Source organism: Rhodopseudomonas palustris (assembly GCF_003226555.1).
In the GTDB taxonomy this organism is placed as follows: domain Bacteria; phylum Pseudomonadota; class Alphaproteobacteria; order Rhizobiales; family Xanthobacteraceae; genus Rhodopseudomonas; species Rhodopseudomonas palustris_I.
In genome coordinates, this window is the sequence record NZ_QKQS01000010.1 from 46,134 (window position 1) to 70,323 (window position 24,190).

Annotated in this window: 23 protein-coding genes; 11 read left to right on the forward strand and 12 right to left on the reverse strand. The window is 60.9% G+C overall.

Features of this window, described 5'->3' with window-relative positions:
* The first annotated feature begins 22 nt into the window (after nt 1-22).
* The 5 genes from DNX69_RS06420 (at nt 23) to DNX69_RS06435 (ending at nt 6,083) form a co-directional block, all read left to right on the forward strand.
* Nucleotides 23-2,371 (forward strand): polysaccharide biosynthesis tyrosine autokinase, encoded by a 2,349-nt coding sequence (locus DNX69_RS06420; protein WP_110785194.1) that lies wholly within the window; start codon nt 23-25, stop codon nt 2,369-2,371.
* Nucleotides 2,371-3,084: a hypothetical protein gene (locus DNX69_RS06425; RefSeq protein ID WP_110785195.1), complete on the forward strand. Its 714-nt coding sequence runs from the start codon at nt 2,371-2,373 to the stop codon at nt 3,082-3,084. Before DNX69_RS06420 ends, DNX69_RS06425 begins: the two co-directional genes overlap by 1 nt.
* An 848-nt stretch (nt 3,085-3,932) precedes the next feature.
* Nucleotides 3,933-4,607 carry a sugar transferase gene (locus DNX69_RS06430; protein WP_110785196.1) on the forward strand — a complete coding sequence of 225 codons (675 nt, stop codon included), beginning with the start codon at nt 3,933-3,935 and terminating at the stop codon, nt 4,605-4,607.
* 94 nt (nt 4,608-4,701) lie between these two features.
* Nucleotides 4,702-4,866 carry a hypothetical protein gene (locus DNX69_RS26270; RefSeq protein WP_165825198.1) on the forward strand — a complete coding sequence of 55 codons (165 nt, stop codon included), beginning with the start codon at nt 4,702-4,704 and terminating at the stop codon, nt 4,864-4,866.
* A 554-nt stretch (nt 4,867-5,420) separates the two neighbouring features.
* Complete coding sequence (locus DNX69_RS06435) at nt 5,421-6,083, forward strand: transglutaminase-like cysteine peptidase (protein WP_110785229.1); 663 nt, start codon at nt 5,421-5,423, stop codon at nt 6,081-6,083.
* 179 nt (nt 6,084-6,262) lie between these two features.
* Here DNX69_RS06435 and DNX69_RS06440 read toward each other — a convergent pair whose 3' ends face one another.
* Entirely contained in the window at nt 6,263-7,711 is a 1,449-nt protein-coding gene (locus tag DNX69_RS06440) for an O-antigen ligase family protein (RefSeq protein ID WP_110785230.1), read from the reverse strand.
* A complete protein-coding gene (locus tag DNX69_RS06445) occupies nt 7,708-8,916 on the reverse strand; it encodes a polysaccharide biosynthesis/export family protein (protein WP_234826881.1) in 1,209 nt (402 codons plus the stop codon). The genes DNX69_RS06440 and DNX69_RS06445 overlap by 4 nt, the downstream gene beginning before the upstream one ends.
* A gap of 702 nt (nt 8,917-9,618) precedes the next feature.
* Here DNX69_RS06445 and DNX69_RS06450 point away from each other — a divergent pair.
* The 3 genes from DNX69_RS06450 (at nt 9,619) to DNX69_RS06470 (ending at nt 12,857) form a co-directional block, all read left to right on the forward strand.
* Entirely contained in the window at nt 9,619-9,870 is a 252-nt protein-coding gene (locus tag DNX69_RS06450; RefSeq protein WP_110785198.1) for a hypothetical protein, read from the forward strand.
* Between the two features lie 237 nt (nt 9,871-10,107).
* Nucleotides 10,108-10,389: a hypothetical protein gene (locus DNX69_RS06455; protein WP_110785199.1), complete on the forward strand. Its 282-nt coding sequence runs from the start codon at nt 10,108-10,110 to the stop codon at nt 10,387-10,389.
* A gap of 1,013 nt (nt 10,390-11,402) precedes the next feature.
* The gene (locus tag DNX69_RS06470) at nt 11,403-12,857 is read left to right on the forward strand and encodes an integrase family protein (RefSeq protein WP_110785201.1); all 1,455 of its coding nucleotides are present in this window, start codon (nt 11,403-11,405) and stop codon (nt 12,855-12,857) included.
* A gap of 27 nt (nt 12,858-12,884) precedes the next feature.
* Here DNX69_RS06470 and DNX69_RS06475 read toward each other — a convergent pair whose 3' ends face one another.
* The 3 genes from DNX69_RS06475 to DNX69_RS06485 form a co-directional block, all read right to left on the reverse strand.
* On the reverse strand, nt 12,885-13,157 hold the full coding sequence (locus DNX69_RS06475) for a hypothetical protein (protein WP_110785231.1): 273 nt from the start codon (nt 13,155-13,157) through the stop codon (nt 12,885-12,887).
* A 7-nt stretch (nt 13,158-13,164) separates the two neighbouring features.
* Entirely contained in the window at nt 13,165-13,794 is a 630-nt protein-coding gene (locus DNX69_RS06480; protein ID WP_110785202.1) for a hypothetical protein, read from the reverse strand.
* 71 nt (nt 13,795-13,865) lie between these two features.
* Entirely contained in the window at nt 13,866-14,375 is a 510-nt protein-coding gene (locus tag DNX69_RS06485; protein WP_234826882.1) for a hypothetical protein, read from the reverse strand.
* Nucleotides 14,376-14,744: 369 nt separating this feature from the next.
* Between DNX69_RS06485 and DNX69_RS06490 the strand changes: the two genes are divergently transcribed.
* Both DNX69_RS06490 and DNX69_RS06495 read left to right on the forward strand, forming a co-directional pair.
* Nucleotides 14,745-15,260 (forward strand): hypothetical protein, encoded by a 516-nt coding sequence (locus tag DNX69_RS06490; RefSeq protein WP_110785203.1) that lies wholly within the window; start codon nt 14,745-14,747, stop codon nt 15,258-15,260.
* 72 nt (nt 15,261-15,332) lie between these two features.
* Entirely contained in the window at nt 15,333-16,118 is a 786-nt protein-coding gene (locus DNX69_RS06495; RefSeq protein ID WP_110785204.1) for a hypothetical protein, read from the forward strand.
* Between the two features lie 31 nt (nt 16,119-16,149).
* Here DNX69_RS06495 and DNX69_RS06500 read toward each other — a convergent pair whose 3' ends face one another.
* The 3 genes from DNX69_RS06500 to DNX69_RS06510 form a co-directional block, all read right to left on the reverse strand.
* Nucleotides 16,150-16,491, reverse strand: coding sequence for a hypothetical protein (locus DNX69_RS06500; RefSeq protein ID WP_110785205.1), 342 nt, complete (start codon nt 16,489-16,491; stop codon nt 16,150-16,152).
* A complete protein-coding gene (locus DNX69_RS26565) occupies nt 16,488-16,799 on the reverse strand; it encodes a VRR-NUC domain-containing protein (RefSeq protein WP_234826883.1) in 312 nt (103 codons plus the stop codon). Before DNX69_RS26565 ends, DNX69_RS06500 begins: the two co-directional genes overlap by 4 nt.
* Before the next feature lie 174 nt (nt 16,800-16,973).
* Nucleotides 16,974-17,822: a metallophosphoesterase gene (locus DNX69_RS06510; RefSeq protein WP_110785206.1), complete on the reverse strand. Its 849-nt coding sequence runs from the start codon at nt 17,820-17,822 to the stop codon at nt 16,974-16,976.
* Between the two features lie 143 nt (nt 17,823-17,965).
* Here DNX69_RS06510 and DNX69_RS06515 point away from each other — a divergent pair, with 143 nt between their 5' ends.
* A complete protein-coding gene (locus DNX69_RS06515) occupies nt 17,966-18,283 on the forward strand; it encodes a hypothetical protein (protein WP_110785207.1) in 318 nt (105 codons plus the stop codon).
* On the opposite strand, the gene DNX69_RS06520 is transcribed toward DNX69_RS06515, so the two are convergent.
* The 4 genes from DNX69_RS06520 to DNX69_RS06540 form a co-directional block, all read right to left on the reverse strand.
* A complete protein-coding gene (locus DNX69_RS06520) occupies nt 18,255-18,761 on the reverse strand; it encodes a hypothetical protein (RefSeq protein ID WP_110785233.1) in 507 nt (168 codons plus the stop codon). The two genes, DNX69_RS06515 and DNX69_RS06520, sit on opposite strands and share 29 nt — an antisense overlap.
* Nucleotides 18,762-20,292: 1,531 nt before the next feature.
* Nucleotides 20,293-22,323 (reverse strand): hypothetical protein, encoded by a 2,031-nt coding sequence (locus tag DNX69_RS06530; protein ID WP_133255976.1) that lies wholly within the window; start codon nt 22,321-22,323, stop codon nt 20,293-20,295.
* Nucleotides 22,302-23,183, reverse strand: a complete 882-nt coding sequence (locus tag DNX69_RS06535) for a TRAFAC clade GTPase domain-containing protein (RefSeq protein ID WP_207803120.1) — start codon at nt 23,181-23,183, stop codon at nt 22,302-22,304. Before DNX69_RS06535 ends, DNX69_RS06530 begins: the two co-directional genes overlap by 22 nt.
* Nucleotides 23,183-24,190, reverse strand: coding sequence for a TRAFAC clade GTPase domain-containing protein (locus DNX69_RS06540; RefSeq protein ID WP_110785210.1), 1,008 nt, complete (start codon nt 24,188-24,190; stop codon nt 23,183-23,185). The genes DNX69_RS06535 and DNX69_RS06540 overlap by 1 nt, the downstream gene beginning before the upstream one ends.

The window sequence follows — 24,190 nt, forward strand, 5'->3', positions numbered from 1 at the left end:
GATGACGGTTTAGGATTTAAGAATGAACTTCGCCGGTCAACCTCTGCAAGACGGTAGTCTGCCTCGTATCGGGGCCGGCAAGGACTCGCTTTCCCTGTTGGACATCAGCGATTTCGTCGCGCGGCATTGGCGTTTCATCGGTTTGGTGACCTTGTTCGTCATTGTGCTCGCGCTAGCCTATCTGGCAGTTGCACCGTCCCGATACACCGCGCAGACCGACATGATTATCGACACCAAGCGCGTTACGTGGACCCAATCTGAATTCGCGACAGAGAATCGGATGGTCGAGGATGCTTCGGTCGAGAGCGAGATCGAGACGACAAAATCGGAAAAAGTCGCCCTGCAAGTCATCCGGAAGCTCCGCTTGAACGAGGATCCCGAATTCATCGGAACCGGCACGGGACTGCGCAGCCGACTCTATCAACTTCTGGAATTGGATCCTCCCATTTCGCCCCAGCTCACGCCCGGTGAACTCGAGGCACGGGCCCTCTCCAGGGTGAAGGACAACCTTCGGGTCATTCGGCTCGGGCGGTCCTACATCGAGCAAATCTCCTTCACGTCACTGGTCCCAGAGAAAGCGGCAGCCATCGCAAACGCTTTTGCCGACGCATACATCGAGGATCAGATTCAAGCGAAGTTCGAGGCTACTCGACGCGCGAGTGAATGGCTGCAGCAAAGGATCGGAGAACTCCGGCAGCAAGCCAGCGACGCATATCGTGCGGTTCAAGACTTCAAGTCGAGCAACTCCATCATCGTGAACGGCGATGGCAAGCTCGCGAGCGACCTGGAGCTCGATCAACTCGGCATCGCGCTCGCGAAGGCTCGCGCCGAAACCAGTCAGGCCAGAGCCAAGCTCGAACGGATCACGCGCGTTCTGGAACTGCGGCAGGAGAAAGGAAGCACCGAGATTCCCGACCCAGTCGTCACCGACGCCCTCAGCAACCCGGTAATCACACGGCTGCGTCAACAGTATCTCGACAATCAGAGCAAGGAAGCCGAATGGAGCTCTCGTTACGGGCCGGACCATCAAGCCGCACGCAATCTTCGATCAGAAATGGCGAACGTTCGGCAAGCCATCTGGGACGAAATCAGCCGGATCGCTGAAAGCTACCGGAGCGAAGTCCAGATCGCGAAGACTCAGGAGGAGTCGATCGACAAGCGGATGATCGAGGTCTTTCAATCCTCGACAGGCACGCGCCAGGCGCAGGTTCATTTGCGGGAACTTGAAACAGCCGCCACTACTTACCGCGGAATCTACGAGACCTTCCTCACTCGATTCACTCAGTCGGTTCAACAGCAGTCATTCCCTTCAACCGAGGCAAGAGTCGTCACCCTCGCATTGCCGCCCGCCGTTCGCAGCTCGCCGAAGACGAATTTGACCCTGGCGCTCGCGACCGTAACGGGGTTGGCATTGGCGATCTTGGCCGCCTTCGCCCGTGACCGGATGAGCCGTCGGATCCACACACGGGCTCAACTCGAGAGCATTCTGGGCACCAGCTGCCTTGCCATCATCCCCTCCTTCGCGGATCCGACATACTCCTCTCAGGCCGCCAGCAATTCGTCCCGGGTCTCTCGTGCAGTGAGATATCTTGTGCGCAGGCGGGATAACGCATCGGGACGGCATCGCGAGAGGGGCCAAGCGAATTCTGCCGCCTTCGAAAAGATCAACGACGTCGCGCCATTCTCGGCGACCGCCGAGGCCTTGCGCCACATCAAGGTTGCTATCGACCTTAGCCCCGGTGGCGGGCGTGTGATCGGAATCGTGTCGGCCCGCCCAGGAGAGGGCAAGACCACCATCTGCGCTAGTTTTGCGGCGTTTCTTTCGAAGAGCGGCGCGCGAACGCTGCTCATTGACGGAGACCTGCGCAATCCGTCCCTGAGCCGAACGCTCGGCTACAAGAACAAACGCGGCCTCCTCGAACTCGTCGCCGATCAGCTCCAGCTGAGCGACGTGGTGGTCACCGACCCAGTCTACGAGTTCGACTTTCTACCATCAGCCACGGAGATGAAGCCGATCAACAGCGCAGACGTGCTCACCTCCCCGTCGATGAAGCGGATGCTGAAGTCGGCGGCAGGCAATTACGAGTACGTCATCGTCGATCTCCCCCCAATTCTTCCCGTGGTTGATGTGAAGGCCGCAGGGCACCTGTTCGACGCCTTCATCCTCATTGTGGAATGGGGCGCGACCACGAGTGAGGAGGTCCGAAGCGCGGTTGGCGTTTCTCGCTCGTTGTCGGAGCGATTGCTGGGCGCCGTCCTCAATAAGACGGACGAAGGCGTCATGCGCCGTCTGGAGGGATACGCGTATCGCAGCCATCACTATTACTATTACGGCGCGCCAGACCACAAAGACAAGCAGACAGCAAGCTGATGCGTTCAGATGCTCGTCGGCGTGCGACCGCCAGGCTCGTATCTGTCGCAATCGGTGCAATTGGTGTGTTATGGGCGGTCGCGAACGTTCACCGAGCTATTGCGATCGATCGCTTTGAAGGTCTGGCCGACCACCTTTTGCGCTTCAAGACATTCGACGACACCTTCAGCTCGGCGGTTCTGCAAAGCCGATCGGCACATGCGCTAAGTAGCTGCGACGCTCGCGCACAACGTGCGTTAATTATGCTTGAGATCCCGCTCGCTGACGCGGCCCTGCGTGCCGGAGTGGCCGGCGAGTTCGATCTCAGGAATGGGGATCTCACGAGCCGCGCCAAGAAGATCCTCTCCTGCGCTCCTTCAGATTCTTTCGCTTGGCTGGTGCTATTTGGCCTAGCAGTGCAGTCTGGACGACTCGGCCCAGACGCCTTCGCCTTACTCGAGCGCTCGTATGAGACGTCCCCGCGCGAGGCCTGGATTGCGGTTCGCCGGATCTCGATTGCAGCTCCAGTTGCTTCGATGGCGCCGGAAGCAACACGGAGCAAGATCCTTTTCGAATTCCGCCAACTGGTGCGCGATGGATACGTGGAGCTGCCAGCACGATCCTATGTGAGGTCTCATCAGGGGGTGCGAGATTTTCTGGATACCGAGGTCAGCCAGCTCGACGTCCACTCTCGGCTTCGCTTCAAGGCTGCGGTCGCGAATCTCACACATTGAACGTTGCGAGTTGCGACCGCAATCGCCCAGATCGGCAGATCTCCTACGGCCGCCGCTTCGGCCGGCCATGTCTCTTGGCATTCCCTCGGATGCTACGGCTGCCGTATCGGCGTGAAGAACGATGTGATCGCATCTGCTTCGTACGTCCTTCCCCTTGGGTCGCTCATCCAGCCCCGCACAAATCTCCTTGTGGGCGCCTGCCCAACCACTACCCCGACATACGCACCCGGATATAGTCGGCGGCCAACACCATAAGTGGTGCGCAGAACGCAACCACGCGATAGCGCTCGATCTCGTTAGCTCCAGTCAGACGACGTCTAACCATCTGCCCGACACCATTACTCCACCGACCACGTCCTTGTCGAAGACCAACCCACACCCGCACGCACGCCCACGCCACAAATCCTCATGAATGGATTGGCGTGTTAGTTAGATCGCATCTACATCTCGCACGCATTTCTTTCAGACTGTATTTTGATTCCAGATACAGCGACGTTCGTGCACCCAATCGAACAACAATACAGATTGTAACTGCACAGATTTTGGCGACGATAGAGCCGCGATATAGGCGCGACCGACATCCCCATAATCGCTGGGGCATCGCTACTTCTGCGACCGATGCACGCTCTTGAGATTGCCTGAGAATGTGTCCACCGACGGACCATGGACGAAGAATTTCGAATTGTTGCTCTATACGTCAACAGCACGACCTGCATTAACACGAACTTGCTCCCGCAATACCACGATCAACAGTTTATTCACCAAGCACAATTTGATAAGCATTCAATTCAATACGATTTTGAGCGACAGTTTATCTCGACATCTACGGGCAGCCTGAGAGTGCGACGATGGATGGATTGCTGAGAACAGACACGGAGCTTGATCTCACAGACAAGGCCCGACCGTCTCCAATCGGTTGCGCCTCCAAGAGGACACTCGACTTCGTCTTGGCGGCGTCCGGCCTTCTGATTTTGGCGCCGCTATTACTTCTTTGCTACTTCGCGACGATGATCTCGTCTCCCGGACCCGCGATCTTTCGCCACCGCCGTGTCGGGTTCAACGGGCAAGCGTTCGATTGCCTCAAGTTTCGAACCATGGCTATCGACGCAAACGAGAGGCTGCAGAGATTGCTGGAGAGCGACGCGAACGCCGCGGAGGAATGGCGACGAACTCAGAAGCTGCGTCACGACCCACGAATCACTCTGGTCGGAGCGGCGCTTCGAAAATCGAGCCTCGATGAGCTTCCGCAACTCTTCAACGTCCTGAAGGGCGAAATGAGCATCGTTGGACCGCGCCCGGTCACTGAAGACGAGCTCGGCCGCTACGGACACTGCGCGGCAGAGTACCTGGCGTGCCGTCCTGGATTGACAGGTCTTTGGCAGGTGAGCGGTCGCAACACCACGACGTATGACCGTCGTGTGGCGCTGGATTCTTACTACGCGAACAACTGGTCACACCGGCTCGATCTACGAATCATCCTGGTCACCATACCGACCCTTCTGACCGCGTATGGCGCATACTGAGTCGTTCGCGATCAGGCGGACTGCAGCGTGAACTCGAAGCCGAGGTGAAACGACAAAAGACCACTGCAACGAACTACTCGGCGAGAACGAAGACGTGAGCACCGATCTGAGCCCCGACACACGACGAAAGAGCGCATTCAGGATCCTGGTTGCGCTCAACGCGGCAACCTTGTTGGCATGGATTGGATTTCTCGTCATTGGATTGGGCGCCTGGCTGCAAAACGTGGTCACCGTCGTTTGGCTGTTCTTGTTTGGGTAAACCGAGCCATCTGGGCGCCAGCTGTCAATTTTCGCTGAGGGTCGGCAGACGACCGGTCACCGGGATCAGGCAGATGCTGCGACGGCTCAATTGTTGAGAGACCGTCGATTTGCTCCGCCCCGCTTGTCTTAAGGCGCCGGCGGTGCATCAGGCCTAGAGCGACGCTTCTTATCCCGCGGCAGGCGATCGGTGCCCGCAGAAGCCGATCGGGTCAACTGAGACGGTCGCGACACCTCAGACAGATCGCCCTCGCCACTGCGCTCGTGTGATGGTCGCGAGGCCCCCAGAATTGCGTTTGCTGCAACTCGGCAGAGCAGTGCTTCAGCTGAACTTGCTGAATCTGGCTGCTGCTGCGTCATAGGCGCGACCTCGATCGCCGCACCTCTGTGATCTCCAGGCAGGTTGCCTCTCCTCGCGCCCGACCAACCCGACTCGGAGCACAAGTCCTCCTCCCACACTGATCGTTAACCTCGATCGATAGCCGTTCGTTTACTTCGTCGATGCATCGTCCGGGCTGGCTATTTGCACAGACGGTCCACGATCAGTTGCATTCGATGCTGGGTAAGCTGCTCCATTCAACCCTTTCGCTGGTGGCTACCGTGGCTTTCGTCAGCCCATCGGCTGCACGGCCTGCTACGACCGCGAGCGGCGCTATCCAGACGCTTTCGGAGGCCGCTCCGGCATTGGCGCCGTTTCAGCATGTTCGGTTCTGCATGCGTTATCCTCACGATTGCTCCTCGGATCTCGAGCAGGCCGACCGTGTCGAACTCTCCCCATCGACGGTCAAACTGCTGGAAGCCACCAATCGTAACGTGAATGCCCAGATCGCCCCGATCCAAAAGACCTACGGCGCGGATTTGAAGGTCGGCTGGACGATTGGGCCGAAGGCGGGGGACTGCAACGATTACGCAGTCACCAAGAGGCACCGGCTGATTGAGAGCGGGCTACCTGCACGGGCACTGCGCCTATCGGTGGTGCGGACCCCCGATCGGATCGGGCACCTCGTGCTCCTGGTATCGACGACGGACGGCGACCTCGTGCTCGACAATCTAACGCCGACCATTCGAACCTGGCAAAACTCCGACTATGAATGGATCAAAGTCCAATCGAGCACTGACGCTCGTCTTTGGTTCGACGTCGGCAGGAAGGTCGCGGAGCCGGCCAACCTCAATTCCCGGGCGCTGGCTCAACTCGCTGCACAGAAGACCGCCAAATAGCCGAACTGCAGTGGTTGCCGGACGAGGTCTTGCGAGGAGCCGCGCGGGACCCGAGAGGCCTGTTTCGCTGCTTCCGAGCAGGGAGCCAAGCCCTCCCCTGGCACCTTTCGGCCTACCAGGTACGAGGCGCACACTCTCGAGAACGGGGTCGCCGGCTGCGAAGGCCAGCTGAGCCCCCCTTACAGAGTGCGATGACCCGCGTCGGCGAGATCCGGCGACCTCACCTCTCTCCGCTCCCGCGTGGCCAGAGCCAGACCGCAGCCGACCAAAATATCAAAGGGGATCGAGTAGCCGGGAACCTGCAGCGGAAAGTCGATCAGCGAATGCAGATAGGTCATGACCATGATGCCGCTGATGGCGCACAGAAAGGTCCGGCTTTGTCCGGTCGAACGCTTACCCGCTAGCGCCACGATCGCCAACGAGCAAACGGCCGACACCCAAACGAGCAATGCGATCGGGAGCCCCATTTCGACTGCGATTTCGACGAGCGTCGAATGGGCGTAGTCCCAAACGCCCCACATCGACATATCGCTTCCTCGAAGAGCTGGAAAAACATCTGCAAACGCTCCGGCCCCAATGCCGAGCATCGGGCTTTCGACGATAGCACGCAAAGCATACTTGTATGCTGTCCAGCGGCCTTCGTCGAACATGCCGCGCGTCATGACACTTTGGCTTTGCGCCAGCCATAGCGCGATCACGATCAGGCCAACGGCCGCGAGCAACAGACCATGGGCTAGGCGAAGCCGATATTGTCCGGCCACCAGTTGGACGATCGCGGCAAAGAGCCCCAGAACGGCACAAGCAAGACCCGCGCGAGAGCCGGTGGCGAGTAGCGCGAAGAAGCAGAGCAGGCCTGCCGCGGCGCGAGTGGCAATCTGGATTCCTACCGCTTCATTGGACGGGCTGAGCATCAACAGCCGCAGCGAAAGTGGTCCAAGGGACTTCAGTTCGTGCTGGACCGAACATATCCACAAGATCACACCGGCGCCAAACAACGCGGCGGCAGTATTGTGATTGATGAAAGTGGCCGTCAGATCCGCCTGGTATGCGGTCTTCTGCTGCCAAAGAATGAACCCGGGCGTGAAGGCCCGGGCAAGCAAACCGTACAACGCGTAGAGCAAGATCGAGTAGCGAGCGACCTTGAACAGTGTCTCAGAGTTGCCACGCGAGGTTCCGATCCAGAAGCCCGCCAGTACCGATGTGATCAGAAGAAGGTAGTGCCCAACGGATGTGACAGGAATCTCCGCGCGAGCGGATATTCTCGGAGAGATAGGGAGATGAACGAGCGCGCCGGCCCTCTCCCAAGAGATCGAGTTGGCTCCGACCGACAGCCCAGGGATGATCTGTGTGGCCGCGACCACGCCATAGGCACCGCAGACCGCCAAGAATGAGAGCAGGATGTGAAATTGAGCACGGGTAACGGGACGTAGCGGACGACCAAGAAGGCTGAGCGACAGCACAACCAGCCAGGTCAGTACCCAGACGTTGTCGACGGACCCGAATGGCAGCGGCGCCAGTGCAAACGTTGCAAGAGAGAAACCCAGTGAGATCTTCCCGAGAACTTCGGCGTGCGGTGGCTTTGTATCCACATCCACCACCGAAGCAATCGGAGAGATCCTATCGGTCACCACCGAGTCTTCGTCGCAGCGTTCACATTGATTGCAGCGTTGGACACGTTCGACGTGGTATTCGCCGTGTTGTTGATCAGAGTCAGCAACTTATAGTAATCGACCACCCGCGCATTCGCCACATACATGACGTCCTTGCTTCGGATCTGGAAGCCCGAGGCCAGCAGCATACCGGACGGATCACGCAGGTTGACGTGATAGATGGTCGGAATGCGATCGTAAACGAAGCGGTGAGTGTCGACGCCAAGCTTGTCGAGTAATGGCCGATCCTCGTAGCGGAAGACGAAGACCTCGGCTGGGTCCGACTGCTGATCGTTGAGGCCGCCGGCCTTGCCTATCGCCTGGGCCAGGGTCAGGGTCTCGACGTCGAACGTCAGTTCGGAGTTGTAACCAAACACATTCTGATTGAGAGCCCCGAGAGCCGTGAAGGTCGGCGCTTCTCTCGTGAGGAAGATAACGTCGTTGGGACGGACAAAGATGTTCTCGGACGGATCATGGACGATGCGGCTCAGGAGCACCTTGACCTTCCGGCCGTCGCGCTGAAGCGTCACGTAACTCTCGATCGCCTCGTACTTCGGCCCCCCTGCGCGGGCGATTAGGGCGAGAAGCCGCTCGCCGACGCTGTTGAGCGCAAAAACTCCCGGAGCATTGACGTCACCCAAAACACTTACGACGCTCGAATGCTGCTGATTCAGACTGACGACCACCTGCGGCTCGATCGCCCTATTCCGGAGCCTTGCGACCACCGCTTGCTGCACTTCGGGAAGCGTTCGTCCCGCCGCAGCCACTTCGCCAGCATAAGGAACGGAGATATTGCCGCGCTGGTCAACGGCCTGTGGCGGCAGGTCGACGAAGTTACCGGGGCGAGCGCCGGCAGACTGACCAGGGGTGAACAGTCCCCCTGGCGCGGCTTCAAAGATCGAGATGTTCAGAACGTCCCCGACGCCGACCACTTGCTGAGGCTTCGGACGCCTGTCTTTGAACGAGCCCTTGAACGACACGACGTTCGGCTGGGACAGGAAGCCAATGGTATCAGCCGAGACGTCTACCAGCGCATAGGGCAACGCGGCCGTCGACCGAACCCCCGCGGTCGCATAGTTTTCGACAGATTCGCTTGACGGCCCCGTACCAGGCAGAACCGCGCACGCTGACATCAAAACCAGCAACAGCAGGCCAGCAAGCACCTGAAAAGCCTTGCGGATCACGCCCAACCTCATTGCATCGCGCCACAGGGCCCGCGGTCAACCAACTTCGGTAGGCGCGTCCAGGGGACGAACATAAATCTGCGGCCTAGTCGGATTGACAACAGGTCCCTCCGATTCGAGCCTCGAATATCTCCCAGGACCCTACTGACAGCGCACAGGCTTTTGAAGATGCCAGCCCCTGCGGTTCCTCATTCTCCGGAGACACGTTGCAGTTGCGCCACACCAACCAATGCTATTCAGTAGCTCTGTGACCAGAATGTCCCATTACCGCCCTTCGGCGGTCGAGTCATTCCCGTCCCTTGCTACCTGATAGGGCCGGCCGAAGCTCCGGCACAGGGCCGCCTCCGATCAAAGGTCTGTACGATATTCCTGCCAAGCCCCTCCACCGACGTCGCCCCCCTGGAATTCCGTCCTAGTTCTGCAGCGGCGAAGACAACTAAACAATTGATGTTTTTACAAATTCGCTGCCGGCAGATCATCGCACCGCGCACTGATTGATCGCCCCTCCTCAAATTGAACAAAGTTCCACTCAGTATCGCTTGGCAGTCATCTGTTCATGTAATCAGGAGTGATCGGTTCTCAGGTAGCTGACCTGAAACGGGGGCGCCCCCGAAAAGGCGCTTGTGGGGGACTGCAAATGATCGATCAATCGCTTCGACTGAGCTTGAGTCACGCCGAGGGAGGAAGCCGCAGGAGGCCATAATGGCATATCTGGCTATTGCCTTAGCTCTGGCGGGCTTCTTGATTGGACTGAAATTTCGGCTCGTGGGACTGCTTCAAGCCCTCGCTTTGGTTCTGCTCCTGACGATCGGCATCTGCATCGGCTTCGGATACGGCTTCACAAAGACGATCGTGGTTGTGATAGCCGCTCAGGCAGCCATCCAGGCGGGGTATTTCTTCGGCCTACTCGCACAGACTCTGTATCAGTCTCGCCGCACGCGCATGATTCTCTGAATGCGCGTCTCGGTTCCTGCCAAAGCTGGGATGAGCGGGCGTCGATCCGGTCGGGAATACTGCCTATGCCTTCTGAAGTGGCCTCGCACCAATCCGAACAGCGAGGCCGTCACTGAACCTCTCTGAGACAATTCGCACCTTGGATGCCAATCCTTGTGCTACAACAGTACTCTAGCGTAACCCTCTTTGCCGGGTCGATACTTGGTGAGATATTCGGATTTTGTTTCGGAGACTGATATGAACTTCAGTAAGGTTGCGATCATTTCGCTGATTTTGAGCAGCTTGGCCACCGTGGCTTCTGAGCCAGCGGCTGCTCGAAATCGGCTCTATCCTGTCACGACATGCGGCCCGGATCAGGCCTACCTCTGCAAGCTACATGGCTCGTTCGACGGCGCGCCATTCCACTACAATCTGGCCATCCATCCAGCTTGTATCAAGACGGTCAACAGAGGTCGCCGCTACGGGCGTGAATTTGTCATTGTTTGCGGTAGCCCCGCACGTCCGATGGTTTGGTGGTGACCCGCCTCTCCGTTGGAAAAACTTGGCAGGAATGAAACGTCGGTTTGGAATCAGCGCCTACCTGTCCGACCGAATTCCGGAATTGTTCTGCGTTCCCTGCCGACTAGAGAAATCGTTGGCATTTCCTCGACCCGCTTGAGACCGATCCGCTGCACCAGCGTTATTCGCTCCGCGGTCGCGGACCAGATTTCCGTACATATCCCGCTGTGGCGCCACCGTCTGCGCAAACGCACTCCCCGCCATGAACAGGATGGCAGGCACCACCAAGATCAGAGCCTTCATGAGATCCTCCCAGACCAAGACGTTCAAGAGTAACCAACAATGAAGGGGTTACAAATCGGCAAACCAGGGCGCCGCCGCTCAAATTGACTGCGAACGCCGAAGCAGCCGTCGGCGGGTAACGCTGGAGATCTCGGAGTACAAGCCGTTACTCAGGATCTACCAGCCCGCACAGATGCGAACCGAGCTCTGCTCCATTCGCTCCGTTTCCGATGACGACCTCGGCGGCTGCGATTGGCAGTGCCGCGCCCCTCTCGCAGCCTGAGAGGTGGCTAGCCTTTGTCGCCGCCGGCAGCGATTCGCCCGATCCATCGGCCCGCGCGGCGCATCGAGGACATCAAGGCTGACAGAGCGAATGCCCGCTAGCGTTCATTAGGCTGTGGGATGCAAACTCATCGTCTTTGAAAGTTGCCGCGCAGCCTCAAGATCCGCGCAAACAATACCGACGGTTCACAGACCGATCGGTTGGATGGTGGGGGAGGCAGGACTCGAACCTGCGAAGCCATGAGGCGGCTGATTTACAGTCAGTCCAGGTCCCATTTCTCAGGCTCCAGGTTCCCCTCCTATGGGAAGCTAAGTCCAGTTAGCTTCCCATGAGATTTCAAGCATTTACCACGGAAGCGGGGAATAGCGGAGAGCGGTCAGCAGGATATTGACCAAGGCACATCTGCGCGCGAGCGTGCCCCAGTTGGGACCCAGATAGGCCTGGGACCAGCTTTTCTGGAGACGCTGCCGTGCCCGACCTCATCACCGCCAAGACGCTCGCCAAGGCGCTGCGCGACCAGCGCGACGGTCAGCGCTACGACGTCATCGATAGCCGGGTTCCCGGGCTCGAGCTCCGTGTCAAGCCGCGCGGCGTCAGGTGGTCGATGCGGTGCCGGCTCCATGGTGAGCGGAAGCGCTACGACCTCGGGCCGGCCGTCGCCGGCGACCAGGACATCGGCGGCCTGTCGATCGACGGCGCCCGGGCGCGCGCAGCGCGGATCTCCGAAATAGTCCGTGCCGGCCACAACCCGGCGACATACCTCGCCGCCGCCTCCGCCGGCGTGTCGATAGAGACCCAGCGCAAGGTCGACGCCGAGCGGCCGAAGCCGTCATGGACATGGGAAGCGGCTGTCGAATCCTTCCTCGCCGACGTCCTGCGCACCAATCGACCGGACACGCATCGTGACTACCGCGGCAAGCTACGGGTCCCCGAGCTCGGCCGCTTCGCCGGCCGGCCGGTCGCCGCCATCACCCGCAATGAGATGGCCTCCGCGATCGCCGCGGTCCACGGGAGAGGCGCCGAGGTGATGTCCGAGGGCATGGTCCGGGTCATCAAGCGGCTCTGGAGCTGGCTCGCCGAGGCGGTGCGGCAGGACGAGACGTCTGTGGCCGACGGCGTGATGCTCAAGCTGGCGGCCCCTGCCCGCACCAGATCGGAAATCGGCGAGGAAGCCTTCGACCCCGACGCGGAAGCGGGCGACGCGCCGCCGGAGATCGAGATCGGGCGGGCCCTGGCGCTGGCCAGGCTGGGATGCCTGCCGGAGCGGATCGGGCTCGGGATCCAGCTGCTGATTGGCACTGTGCAGCGCCGGCGGGCCGTGACTGGCGCGAACCGATGGCGCTTCCGGACATACGCGGAGGTGAATTCCGAGAGCGCCTGGTACGTCCCGCCGTATTTCCGCAAGAGCGGCACGAAGCGCGGATCTCGGTCTCACCTCGTGCCGTGCGTCGGCTGGGTCTCCGACGTCGTCGAGCGCCTCGATCGCCTGGCTGATTTCGAGGGGTCGCAGGGATGGCTCTTCCCCGCCGGCGCAACCAACAAGTCGTCGCGCCCCCACGCCGAGGCCGGGTTACTGAACGACTATCTCGGCGCGATGCCGGGCGTCGGCTGGTCACCGCACGGCGTCAGGTACGCCTTTGCGAGCTACGGCGAGCGCGACCTCGGATTCGCGCCCAGCGAGGCTCGGTTGATCCTGGACCACATGGAAGGAGTCGAGCCGACAGACGTCACCGGGCTTTTCTACTCGAGCGACCCTAAGATCGGCCGCAAGCGCGAGCTCATGCGGGCGTGGACGGACTGGTGCGACGACTGGTGCGACCGCGCGGTTCGCGAGGACACCGCGCTGCGCGATCGCGATCTAATGCAGGCTGAGATCCGGCGGGCGCGGTACCGGCGCGGCTCCGCCGAGGACGAGGCGGCGTAAGAGATTTTCTGCAGATCTCTTACGCGATCACTCGCTGAGCTCCGACCGCATCTTCCGGCCGGCCTCTTCGACTCGATCTGCGACCTTGCGCATCCGGCCGGCCTCCGTGATCAGCGCGTCGGCGACGCGTCCGTATACGTCGTCGGTGACCGCGCGCTGGTCGCTGTCATCGCGCGCGAAGATCTTCGTGATCAGGCTTTGCGATACGCCTACTAGGCGCGATAACGGAAGCTGCCACCGGTCTCCGTAGAGCAAGCGGCCGGCGGCTTCGATACGAGAGTGCCTTGTCGATTTCGTCATGACCACCTCACGCAAGCTCGGCCAGGGCCGCATCGTCTTCAAGTGAGATCGACGGCCGGATCGGCTCCGGCGACGGAGTGACGAAGAGGATCGTCGGCCGCGGATCCCAGGTGCCGAGCATCGGCAGCGCAAGTCCAGCCGCAGAATACGCTTCGTGAGCCACCGCGCGTCCGCGCCACGCCGACCTCGCCCAGGCATTCCGCGGATCGCGAGTGCCTCCGTCGGCGACGACCCACCTGGTGGCCTCCGCCCAACTGTCGTGGTCGACGTCGGCGCACGGCCGGATCCCGCGACCCTTCATCTGGGCGCAGACGTATTCGTAGGCCGGCTCCGGATGCCGGATCCCGAAGAGCGACGCGTACTCGTCGACCGCCTTCAGGCGTCCGCGTCCGGCGGCGATCTCGGTGACTGCGAAGGCCCGCCAAACGACCGCCCCGGCGGCGTCGGACAGCGCGACGCGGTGGATGCCGTCTGGGTCGGCCGGCCAGACGTCGATGACGCCGGCGAGGATGACCGGGGCGTCTGTCTTCGCGCGCCGTCCGATCGCTCCGGAGAGACGCGGCTCGTCGCCGTCGATAGTTCTTATCGCCGCGACGATGCGGGTCTTGGCTTCGGCTGTCAGGTTGAAGATGATCATGACTGGTCCCTCCTACGGCCCCGAGCCGGGTATGCCTCGCGGCCGCCCGGCGTGGGTCAATGTGTGGTCGGTCAGGCAGAATACTTGGCGTATTCTTCCGGTGTGCATGCGACGCCGTCGATTATGCTCCATCCGACGCAGCCGCCGCGGTCTTCGATCGTGGACATCATGCCTCGCGTGGCGCCGGTCATCTTGTAGCCGCTGATGATATCGCCCTCCGTGACGACAATCCCTGCCTTTGCCAGTCCAGCCTTGGCGTCGGCGATCGCGGACTTTGGAGTGCCTCCGAACCCATGGATCGCGCCGTCTGTCGGAGTGAAGATGATGTAGACGCGAGGTAACAGAGCCATGTTGCGGTTGTGCTCGTCGCGGCTCTCGATCCACTCTTCGCAGCGCGGCCAGCCGAGTGTGACCATTAGCGCGGCGTCGAGCCCGTACGAGCTATCTTCGTCGTTTCCGACGCATGCGTCGGCGTAGAGACGCAAGCCTTCGATCGTCGGTCGCTCGTGCTCGCTGTCGCACTCATCGAGATATCCGTCCGCGATCCGCTCGGCCTCGTCGGTGTTGTTGATGTCGGTCATATTGGAGCCCTCTTTGTTTCGGTTATCGACATCGGCGTCATTGCCTCTGTCTGTACTGAAACACATAGTACGTGTTTAACGGCACGTCAACTGACGTACTATGTTTTATAGTACACACTTTCGTGATGCGTCGGGAAGTTAACTGCAGTTAGCTTCCCTTAGATGCGAGTCTGGCTGAAAGAGTTGAGGGAATTGGCGACGCCGAAACCGACGATCTGGAGATCTGCGCGTCAAAAATGCGAGCAGTATCAATATTCCCTCAGACTTCCCCTCAAACGATGAGTGGAAGTCTGAGGGGAAGTAGTCAGATTTTGAGGGACTTGCGCCAGCCGATCATCCGTATAGACCAGGTGTCCTGGAGGGGCTGAAATGAGGTACGTGTTCTTGGCGGCTGCGATCTCCGCCTGGTCGACGGGGGCGTTGGGGAACGCGTTCGACGACTGCGTTCTCGAGAAGATGCCTGGTACGACGTCCGACCTGGCGGCGAAATCGATCAAGACGGCATGCCTTAGGAAGTCATCCGTCCAGATCCCAGAAGGAGACCTCAAGGCGATTACTGGGACGGTATCCTATGTGACGTTCGGAACAAATCCACGTCCGGGTTTTCTGGCTGAAGTCAGAAACGACGCGAACTTCATCGTCACCGAGATCACATTCGCCGTCGCTATCGAGACTAGGGCAAGCCAGTTCTTCACGGTCGACACCTTCATTTATGCGCCACCTAGGGTGATGTTCGCAGGTCTACCGCCTGATCCGACGCTGGAAATGCGGATCGATCCTCACAGCGAGAAGCGCTTCCACTTCGCTGGGACCGTTCCGGATCTGACGACTAAGGCGAAGTGGTCCTGGTACGTGGCGTCGGCGAAGGGAATTCCGAACCGCTGAGGACACCGACACCTCGTCCTGATCTTGGTGCGCCATGTGCTATCCTGCGGTCAGATTCGCGGGACAATCGGCATGTCAGTACCTGAAAATTTCGATCTCCTACATACCGGCGAGGCCGACATCCGCAGACGCAGCCTGGCCGCAATCGATGCATCCGAGGACCTGTCCATGCACGCGCGGATGATCGAGATATCGATGACCGTGCTCACCGACTTCGCGCAGCATCACCCGCACGCTGAAGAGGACGAGCTCGTCATGCAGATGTTGGCGTCGCGCCTATTCAACTCGTCCGCGGCCGCACTCGGGCTGACCCTCAGAGGCTACTACCAGGGCGCCGTTGCGCTGATGCGCGACATCCTCGAGACCACGTTTCTCATGGACTATTTCTGGACGTGGCCGGAGATGGTGGCGCGGTGGCGTGGGTGCGACGAGAAGCAGCGTATCTCCGAATTTCCAGCCGCGAAGATCCGGATCGCGCTCGACGACCGGGACGGGTTTACGGAGCGCGGCCGGGAGCAGCATTACAAGCTGCTTTGCGAGCTCGGGTCCCACCCGTCCTACCGCGGCTTCCAGATGATGATCTCTCGACCTGGAAATTTGGTCACAGTCGGCCCCTTCTTCAGTGAACCGATGCTCGGTCCCGTGCTCTACGAGCTCGCCAAGGTCCTTGTCCATGCTGGGTCGCACATCCGGCTCGAGGAGAGATCCATCGCCGACTACAGGCTCAGACTTGCGTTCATGGATACACAGGCAGACTGGTCCGACAAATTCTTCCGCACAAAGATGGACCGATCGCAGATCGCCGAGATGCGGGCCGTGGTCGACGAGCTCGAGCGGAAGGGATGGAAGGCGCCGTAATAGGAAAACACCAAATTTCGATAGTTTCCTATTACGACGCGCGGGCGGTCGGCATGTCGAGCCGGGCACCCGCCACCGCGGCCGCGCTACGCAGGTGTGGAGCCGCGAAAACGAGGTCTTCTGGCCTCCAGACCAGCCCTCCGACGACGACGATGCGCACGCGGGCGTCGTCGACCAGCCAGGCCGGCCGACCGTCGCATTCTGCGATATGCTCGACATACGGCCACCCCTGCCCGCGCGACCGGTACCGGCCGGCCGCCGTCGACCGAAGCCAGGCGATCGCGCGGCGGAGACCGGCGTCTCCGAGCATCTCCGCGGTCGCCGTCGGCGCCAGGCGGGGGTCGAAGAGCTCTATTTGATTGACTTCGGTCATGCGGCGATCTCCTGTGCTCCAAGGCACTCTCCTGCAGGCCTCAGCAGGCCCCATTTTTCCAGCTGCGAGATTGCTTGCTCGAGACCGTTGGCGACCTCGCAGATCGCCCCGGCGCCAACCAGGCGTGCCATCATCACTTTCTGCTCAGTCGACACGAGGCCGCCTTTGGCCTTCTTCATCTCGAGAAAATAGGCCTGCCGGCGCCTCATCACGAAGATGTCCGGCACGCCAGCGACGGCGCCCTCGGCCTTGATATCTGCAGCGACCTTCGCGTGGCGTTTGCCACCATTAGGAATCGCGAAGGCCACGGCGTCGGCGTGGAGCCGCGGCACGATGTGGCCGCGGAATAAAGCGACTTGGGCGTCGTGCTCCTCAGTGCGCGGCTTTTTTGCGCGGCACCGAGCCACTCGCTGGCGACACCGTGCGTGACCGGAGGCGACGCCGGCGGCGCAGGCCGCGTAGAGATCGGAGGCGGATGACCATCAGCGGATCCTCGGTAGCAGGCCAACGCGAACGTCGACGGTCAGCGTAGGATCGAACGCGAGGTTCTCCCCGAGATATCCGCGCGGATTGCAGATGACCCGAGTCTCGCCGATCGCGTAGTCCCACGACTCGTGAACGTGACCGTGGACCCAGAGCGCTGGCGCTGTCGGGCCATGCATCAAGGACTCGATGTCGGTGGAGCCATAGAGCCATGAGTGCGCGCCGCGCTCACGTACCGACGTCGCTGGCGCGGTATGCGTGATGCAGACCGTCTCGCCGGCGAACGGCTCAGCCAGCGTCCGCTGGAAGAATGAGAACGCCTCGGCGTGTAGCGCGATCATCTGAGAAGGCGTCAGCCGGTCCCGGCTCGTCCGGCCGCCGTAGAGAATCTCCCGGAAGTCGTTGTGAAACTGACGCTCGCTAACGTAGCTGCGGTCGACCCAGCCCTTCTGCGACATCATCATCGCCATCCGTCGCGACCACCCGTCCGGAAGCAGGCTCCAATCCGACCACATGGTTCCGCCGACGAACCTAACGCCGTCTATCTCGATGACGTCGTTCTGCAGGAGGTCGATGCCGAGCGACGTCGCGAGCTCGCGGCCGCGCGACATCTGCTCTTCGTAGTGCGTGTTGGCCTCGCCGGATTTCGGTCCGCCCCTGTAGAATTCGTGGTTGCCGGGAACGTAGATGATCCTGCCGACCTGATGACCGTACACCTCGGCGACCCATGGTAGCCCGCGTGTCAGCAAGGCAACGTCGCCGGCTACGACGAGCACGTCAGCGTCGATCGACGTCGCCAGGAGTGGCGCGAAGTCCAGGTGGAGGTCGCTGATGACTGCGATGCGCATGGTCTTCCCGGCTGGCGATCCGAAATCCGGCAGATCGCTAAAATGCAATCGAGACGGTTAACACGATCACGATCTCCGACTCCTATTGTATCAACAACAATAGTACTTTACGCGTACGATTTCAACAGACAAGGAGACAAGACATGCGTGTCGGCGGCCCCTACACTTCTTTCGACACCACGAGCTTTGGCCTCGGCGCCGCGGTCGGCTCGCTGACGATCGCCGGCGCGCTGGTCGACGGCATCATGCGCTACCGGATCGCGCAGCGCGCGTATGCGGAGCGGGCGTGGGCACGGTGGCATCGCCGGCAGCTTGTCGACGCCCTGGATTTGTCAGAGGCCTTGCGCGCCCGCGATCATGAGCGTGCGGAAACGGCAACGGCGGAAGCCGAGGGCCTCCGCCGTGCGCATGCCCGCCTGCAGCGCGACCTGGCTATCGCGCGAGCAGAGTCTCGACGGTGACCTCGGGCTCGACGTCATCGTCGTTCGCGGCGGCGACGTCTATCGGCCAGCGTGCAGGCAGAAGCGGGGCGACCTTCCTCACGCCCGGGATGTCGAAAAGTCCCTGCACATGCGCGCTTACTACGGCCTCTGACGACCGGTAGATGGCGCGGCACTCGTCCGGTGAGAGCCCAGGCGCCCACTCCTGGACGGCCCTGGGGAGCCGCGGCGGGATCGGCATCGGCCTTCCCATCGCGACCGCATCCGCGCACCATGACTGCAGGACGATCGCCTGGTCGCGCCAGTGCTCCTGCAAATCCAACACCGGCACCGGCGGCACGGCCGGGGCGACGACGGGCTCGTCTTCTTCATCTTCCGGCGGCAGCGTGTAGCCGCCTCCGCCGATGGACCCCAGCAAGCGAAACGGTAAGACGATGGCGGCGCGTCCGGCCGAGAACACGGCGCGCAACGCGGCGGCGATAGCTGACAGAATACGCATAGGCGACGTCCTCTGGTTGACGATGGCGCCATCCAACTCCGGCTGGCTGCAAGTGGCAAAGATTAATTTCGTTAACGAGATTGACACCGGACACTGTGTATCCAGTTCTCGAACGCATGACATTCGTCTCCAAATACCCATGGATCGCCCGGCAGTCGACGACGTTGAAGACCGTCGGGGAAGCCCTCTGTGGCCGGTACTAAGCGTGATCTAGAGCGCGGCCTGGGTATCTCTCGAGATCGACACTGCACCTGTGGCTCGCGGACTGTGGCCCGCCGAGATCTCGTCGAATAACTCTCAGACCTAGTCGCGCGTGAGTGTGACCGGCTGACGGAGCGCGACCTTGCGCTTTCGAAGGTCCCGAGAATGCTCGCTCGGAAGCGAGCAAAACAGCGGGAGATCGCCAATGCCAGCAGCAACTAACGGACATGCATTCGACGGGAGCGCCGATGCGGCCTTTGCCGCTCTCTACGCAGAACAGCGCCTCAGTCGTACCGAGGTCGCCGCGGCGCTCGGTCGCTCGGAAGCCGCGATTGTTGTCGACTCGACACGATCTACCGGTTCCGCCTCGTGAAGGTTGGCAAAAAACCGGGAGTGTGCGCGGGCTCCTAACTGGTCTTCACTAATCGCGAGCCGGTTCCATCCTGAATTTAGGCGTTTCCAATCTGACTTTAGGCGTTACAAAAGGGGGTATGTAACGGGGGGCGTATCTAAAACTACGTGTCACCATGTGACGCGTCACGTGGTGACGCACTTCCCAGGGCGCCCTGAGCTATCGCAGTGTAAGTGAGCGTGAGATAGCGTGCGATAGAGTCGCAGTATCCAAGGCCCATCACCTATCGAAATCGACTTGGCGAAGCCATGCCGACGCCCATCGCTCCTCGCCGGCGACAGCATGACGACGGCCATGGCGCCCCAGCACCCAGGCCGCACGGTGCCGTGGTCGCTCGGCCAAGCGACCGTTGGCCGGCGGAAGCTGCCGGATCATTCAATCCAATGATGGCAAATTGGTACGCTATGCGGCGGCCTGCAGGTCAGCGCAGCTGCCGGTGTTGGTTATGGGCGATCATCGCGCCGGCGAGCGGGACGACGTCCAAGATGGCGCCTTCGCGCGCGCACTTCGGGATTCACGACATCTGCCGTCGCGCGGCGTAGGTCCTGAAGATCGCAGCGCGACGACCCGGTTCCAGACGCCCTGGGCCTCGAGGTAGAGGGATCGATGGCTCTACGCGTCGACCTGATGACCCAGGCTTCCCGCTCTTGGAGGACGACAACCCTCATCGCGGGCCTTCCGCATCTGGATCTCGGAGATCTCGATCTCAATCGCGCGGACGACGCCATAGATCGCGTTAGGGAGGGCACCGTGATCGTACCTGGCGAGACGCGATCTCCGCAGCCGCGGCGTAGGGGTCACCATCGGCAAAGCCGGTGTCAATGACGCAGCCGGCTCAGAAATCGTCGGTCGTTCGCAGTGGTCAACGCGCTCGACGTTCACCTGAAAGAAGTAACTCGTACCGGCTGCGTTGGAGCTTTACAGAATGCTCCGAAGAGCCAAAGATTTGCGACCACCGGCGTCCGAAGTGCCTTCAGCCTCTAAACGCCGCTGGACCTGCTTCAGGTATTTCCAGCCACCCCAGACATGCAATGTGTCTGCTGCGACTTGCCGCCACAACTCGGGGTCTTCGACAAGATCCACGAAGTCCACGACGTTTAGATTTCGGTCCACAAACTTCGCGCCAACCGCGCTTCGGACGCGCCCACAACGGTCCCACTCTTGCCAAGGCATCACCAAAGGCAACTCGTTGCGCAGCATGCGCCATCCGGCGGAAGGCATTTCGCCGACGGCTAAGGCACTATGTACCTTCCGTAAAGAAAGCCGCATCAGCGCGGCTGGATCGCTCGATTGCCGTCCGAGGGCTCGCGCAAGCAGAAAGGCAGCCAGTTGGATGTCCTCTTCCGCAGTCAATTCACCCTTCATCCCCGAAAGAGCATCGTACCAAGGATCACCGCGATCGTCACAGTAGACGTCGCCGGGATCGACCGAATGCGCCAGTTGGGAAATCGCAGGCGCGAATTTGAGCTCGCGGGACCTCAGGGCGTCAACGAGATCCTGCGTGTGTTTTTGCAGCATCTGAAGCCACGGCTCCGCACGGTTGCGCCCGGAAAAACTACCGACTTGCTCGAGCGCGCGGATGATCTTTCGTCCCTCGAATTGCTCCACCGTAGAAGGTAACACCGACACGGATGACGAAATCAGACTCGCAATGAGGTTCTCCGACCTATCGCCACAAGAGCCGATCGTCCGTGCAACGTCGATACCGGGTATTGTCCAAAATCCTTCCGCAGTGAGAAGATCTTCACGCCGCTTCGCGATCGCTGGCGCGGTTTCCGGATGGAGTGCGATGCCTCGCATCAATTCGCTCGCATCAATCCGCATCAACGCCGCGCTGGTCGCTCGGGACAAGGAATCGGACTCGGCCAGCGCGGCGACGAACGAAGCGGGTTCGCGCCGCCAGAGCTCAGCACCAACTCTCGCCGCGAGCAAATCGTCTAATTCAAGTTCCGATCTCACTTCGTCAACGACCATCAGGAAGCCCGCCTTGTCTGCGGTCTCGATTTCCTGCGCGACACGTCCGACGACACTGCGTCGAGCAGTCACCGCGCGCGAACGATCTAGGACGTCAAGTGCGGTGAGAGCTGCACCCGCATCGGTCGCTCGACCGCGGACGAACGCAAACACCGTGCAAAGCGGCCGCATGGCGCCGCGTCCCTCGGACACCTCCACTCCGCATTCCCTAAGAAATTGTCGCAGCCCTTCGACGTCGGGATGGAGAAGGTCCTTGACCAGCGGATCCAACTCCGGCGCACGTGTTGTCTCGCCCGGTGTCACGAGATTGGCGCCCCTCAGCCGCGGTATTGAAGATGCGTTTGGCACTAACTGCAGATCGAAAGAATCGGACTGCGTTGAACGGTCGGATGCGGTGAAGGTGCAAAAGCGGAAGCTGCGTCGAAGTCGCGGCCATTGCTGCATCCACACTCGGAGCACCATGTCCTCGTTGAGCCCGGCGTCCAACCCTCCCACGATCTTGCTACCGGGACTTCCGTAGAGGGCGCCGAGCAATCCATCGGCGACATCCGTGTTGAGCCTTCCTGAATCCGGAGGTGTTAGGCCGGCTACCCTCAGTGGCCGTTCGTATGACTCACGCGTTGCAGGATCGGGCCGTACGAACAGGCGGAGAACGGTCGAAGCCGATGAAAGCGACGTGACATCGGCGAAGTCGATAACGAGAGAGTGCGTCCAGACGCAGCCCGGCCTCTTCATTTCAGGAGCCGGCCAAGTGCGCGCCAGCACGTACTTTGCGGACTCGGCGAGCGGATAACCTGTCAGGTATCCGTCGATGGGCAGCTTGGCGCCGCCTCCTGAGGAGTCGCTAAGGATGAGCATCGTCCGCATGTCGCGCGGCGGCAACGATACGGATCCGGCGAGAAGCCGATGCCCTTCGCCGTATCCGTGCAGGGTCTGCTGGATCTCGAAACCGCTCACCGGTCGCCCATCAACCATTCAATGGGCTCCGTGAGATCGTGGGATTCCGCGCTGCCCTGGAGCAGACGTATCCTGGTCGACGGTTTGTCGAGTTCGCGGAGCCGGGTCGCGTCAGATCTGGTCTTGGCTGCCTCGTTGTTCTCGTCGTTCTCGTCGAACTCGCCGCCCTGGGCGCTCAATCCGTAGGTCCGGAACATCCATTCGTCGCGGCCACTCTTCAAATACTGGTCGAGAAGGGGAAGCTTAGCCGCCTGAAAATCGACCGGCGAAAGACCTTCGCCCTCGACCCGGTCCCACGCCCCGATCATAACAGCGAGCCTTCGCGGCCCGCGATCCAGAGGCCGTCGCATGAGGTGCTGGAGCAGATCGACCAACTGGACCTGTGTCGGAGCCAGTTTCGGTTCCCAGCCGGCCGGCTCTTCGGCGGGACCTTTCTCGACCAGTCCGGCGAGATGTAGCCGCTCGGTTATCCAGGCGGGCGCCTTGATCCGGTCCCCGTTGATCAGAAGGACTATGTTGCTTGCGCTGAGATTCTCCGCCAATCCTTCGTCGACTTTCCTTTCCTCCCACATCGTCCGATAATCCTCGCCGGGGACGTCGGGGAAGGCAACCCTGATTGTACGGTCGTCGCCGTCGACGAGATTCATGGCGACCGATCTCATACCAGCGATTTGCGTGCGCCCTTGCTCGGTCGCCCTGCGCCAAAGCTTCACGATCTGGTTTAGGTAAGCGTAATCCTCGTTGCTCATCGAACCGAACCGCAGCCGCGTAGCGATCTCTCCGCTCTGAATCAGATGCCAAAGCGCGGCTAGAAAGGTAGTCTTTCCCGATCCGGGCAGGCCGACAATCGACACGTTCGGTTCGACGATCGCAGCCATCACTCTTCCCTCGGGCGCAATGCTGCGAACACGCGATCGCTGTCTGCCCTCGGCGGCGGCGCCGGTTCGGACGAGACCACATTCAGCCAATAGTACAACAGATCCTGCAACCCGTCGCCCCGCTTCACCGTCATTTCCGTCGGAGAAGCCGTCGTAACAAACTTACGCACGGCGCTGAACCTGTCGCCGAACCTCCGATCCATCGTCTCAACGAGCCGGTCGAAGTCGGCGGTCGCGACGGCCGCCTTGTCCGAGCCGATGACGGCGTCGTTCTTGGTCAGCACCACTGCAAGCTGGGGTCGGCGTGCGAATGCTCCGCTCTCTTGAAGTCCTTGGACGATAGGAGCCACGGAGTTGATCACGTCGTGGCGGCTTTTCGGATCGCACAGCCGACGTCCGTCGATCAATACGGTGACGGTATCGGCCCGCCGCAACTCGAACATCGAGTGGCCGTTGGACATATCGTCGGCGACCTCTTCGTATTCCTCGCCCGACCGGTCCGCGAGCAGCAGCGAGATGACGTCCGTCTCCCCGTCCTGCAGCAGGTCCATATGGTAGAAGGCGACTTCGCCGCGGCTTGTGCGGGGCGAGTGCGCGACGCCCCTCTTCGACGCTACGCGCGAATCGTGACAGATTTGTTCGAAGCCGTGGAGAGTGGACGATCCGGCGAAGGTCACTCCGCCGATCGGGCCTTCCTGGAACAAATCGTAGAGACCCGCCAGAAGGCTGGTCTTGCCGCAGTCGTACGCGCCGATAATTCCGATCACGCGCGATCGGGCGCTCCGAAGGACACCGGAAGCTTGGACGGCATGCAACGTCACGCCTGGGTCAAGGTCGAGGCCGGTCGCCGGAGCTGCGGCCTCTGCGCCCTCCGCAGGGCGTGGAGCCGTCGGTTGCTTGCCGTAGAACTGACATTTGTCGAAGGACAATCCTTCAACGCACTTCTTGTCTACCGAAACGCGGCAGTCCGGGTTCGAACAGATCATCTCGGCCGCAGCCGCGGACAT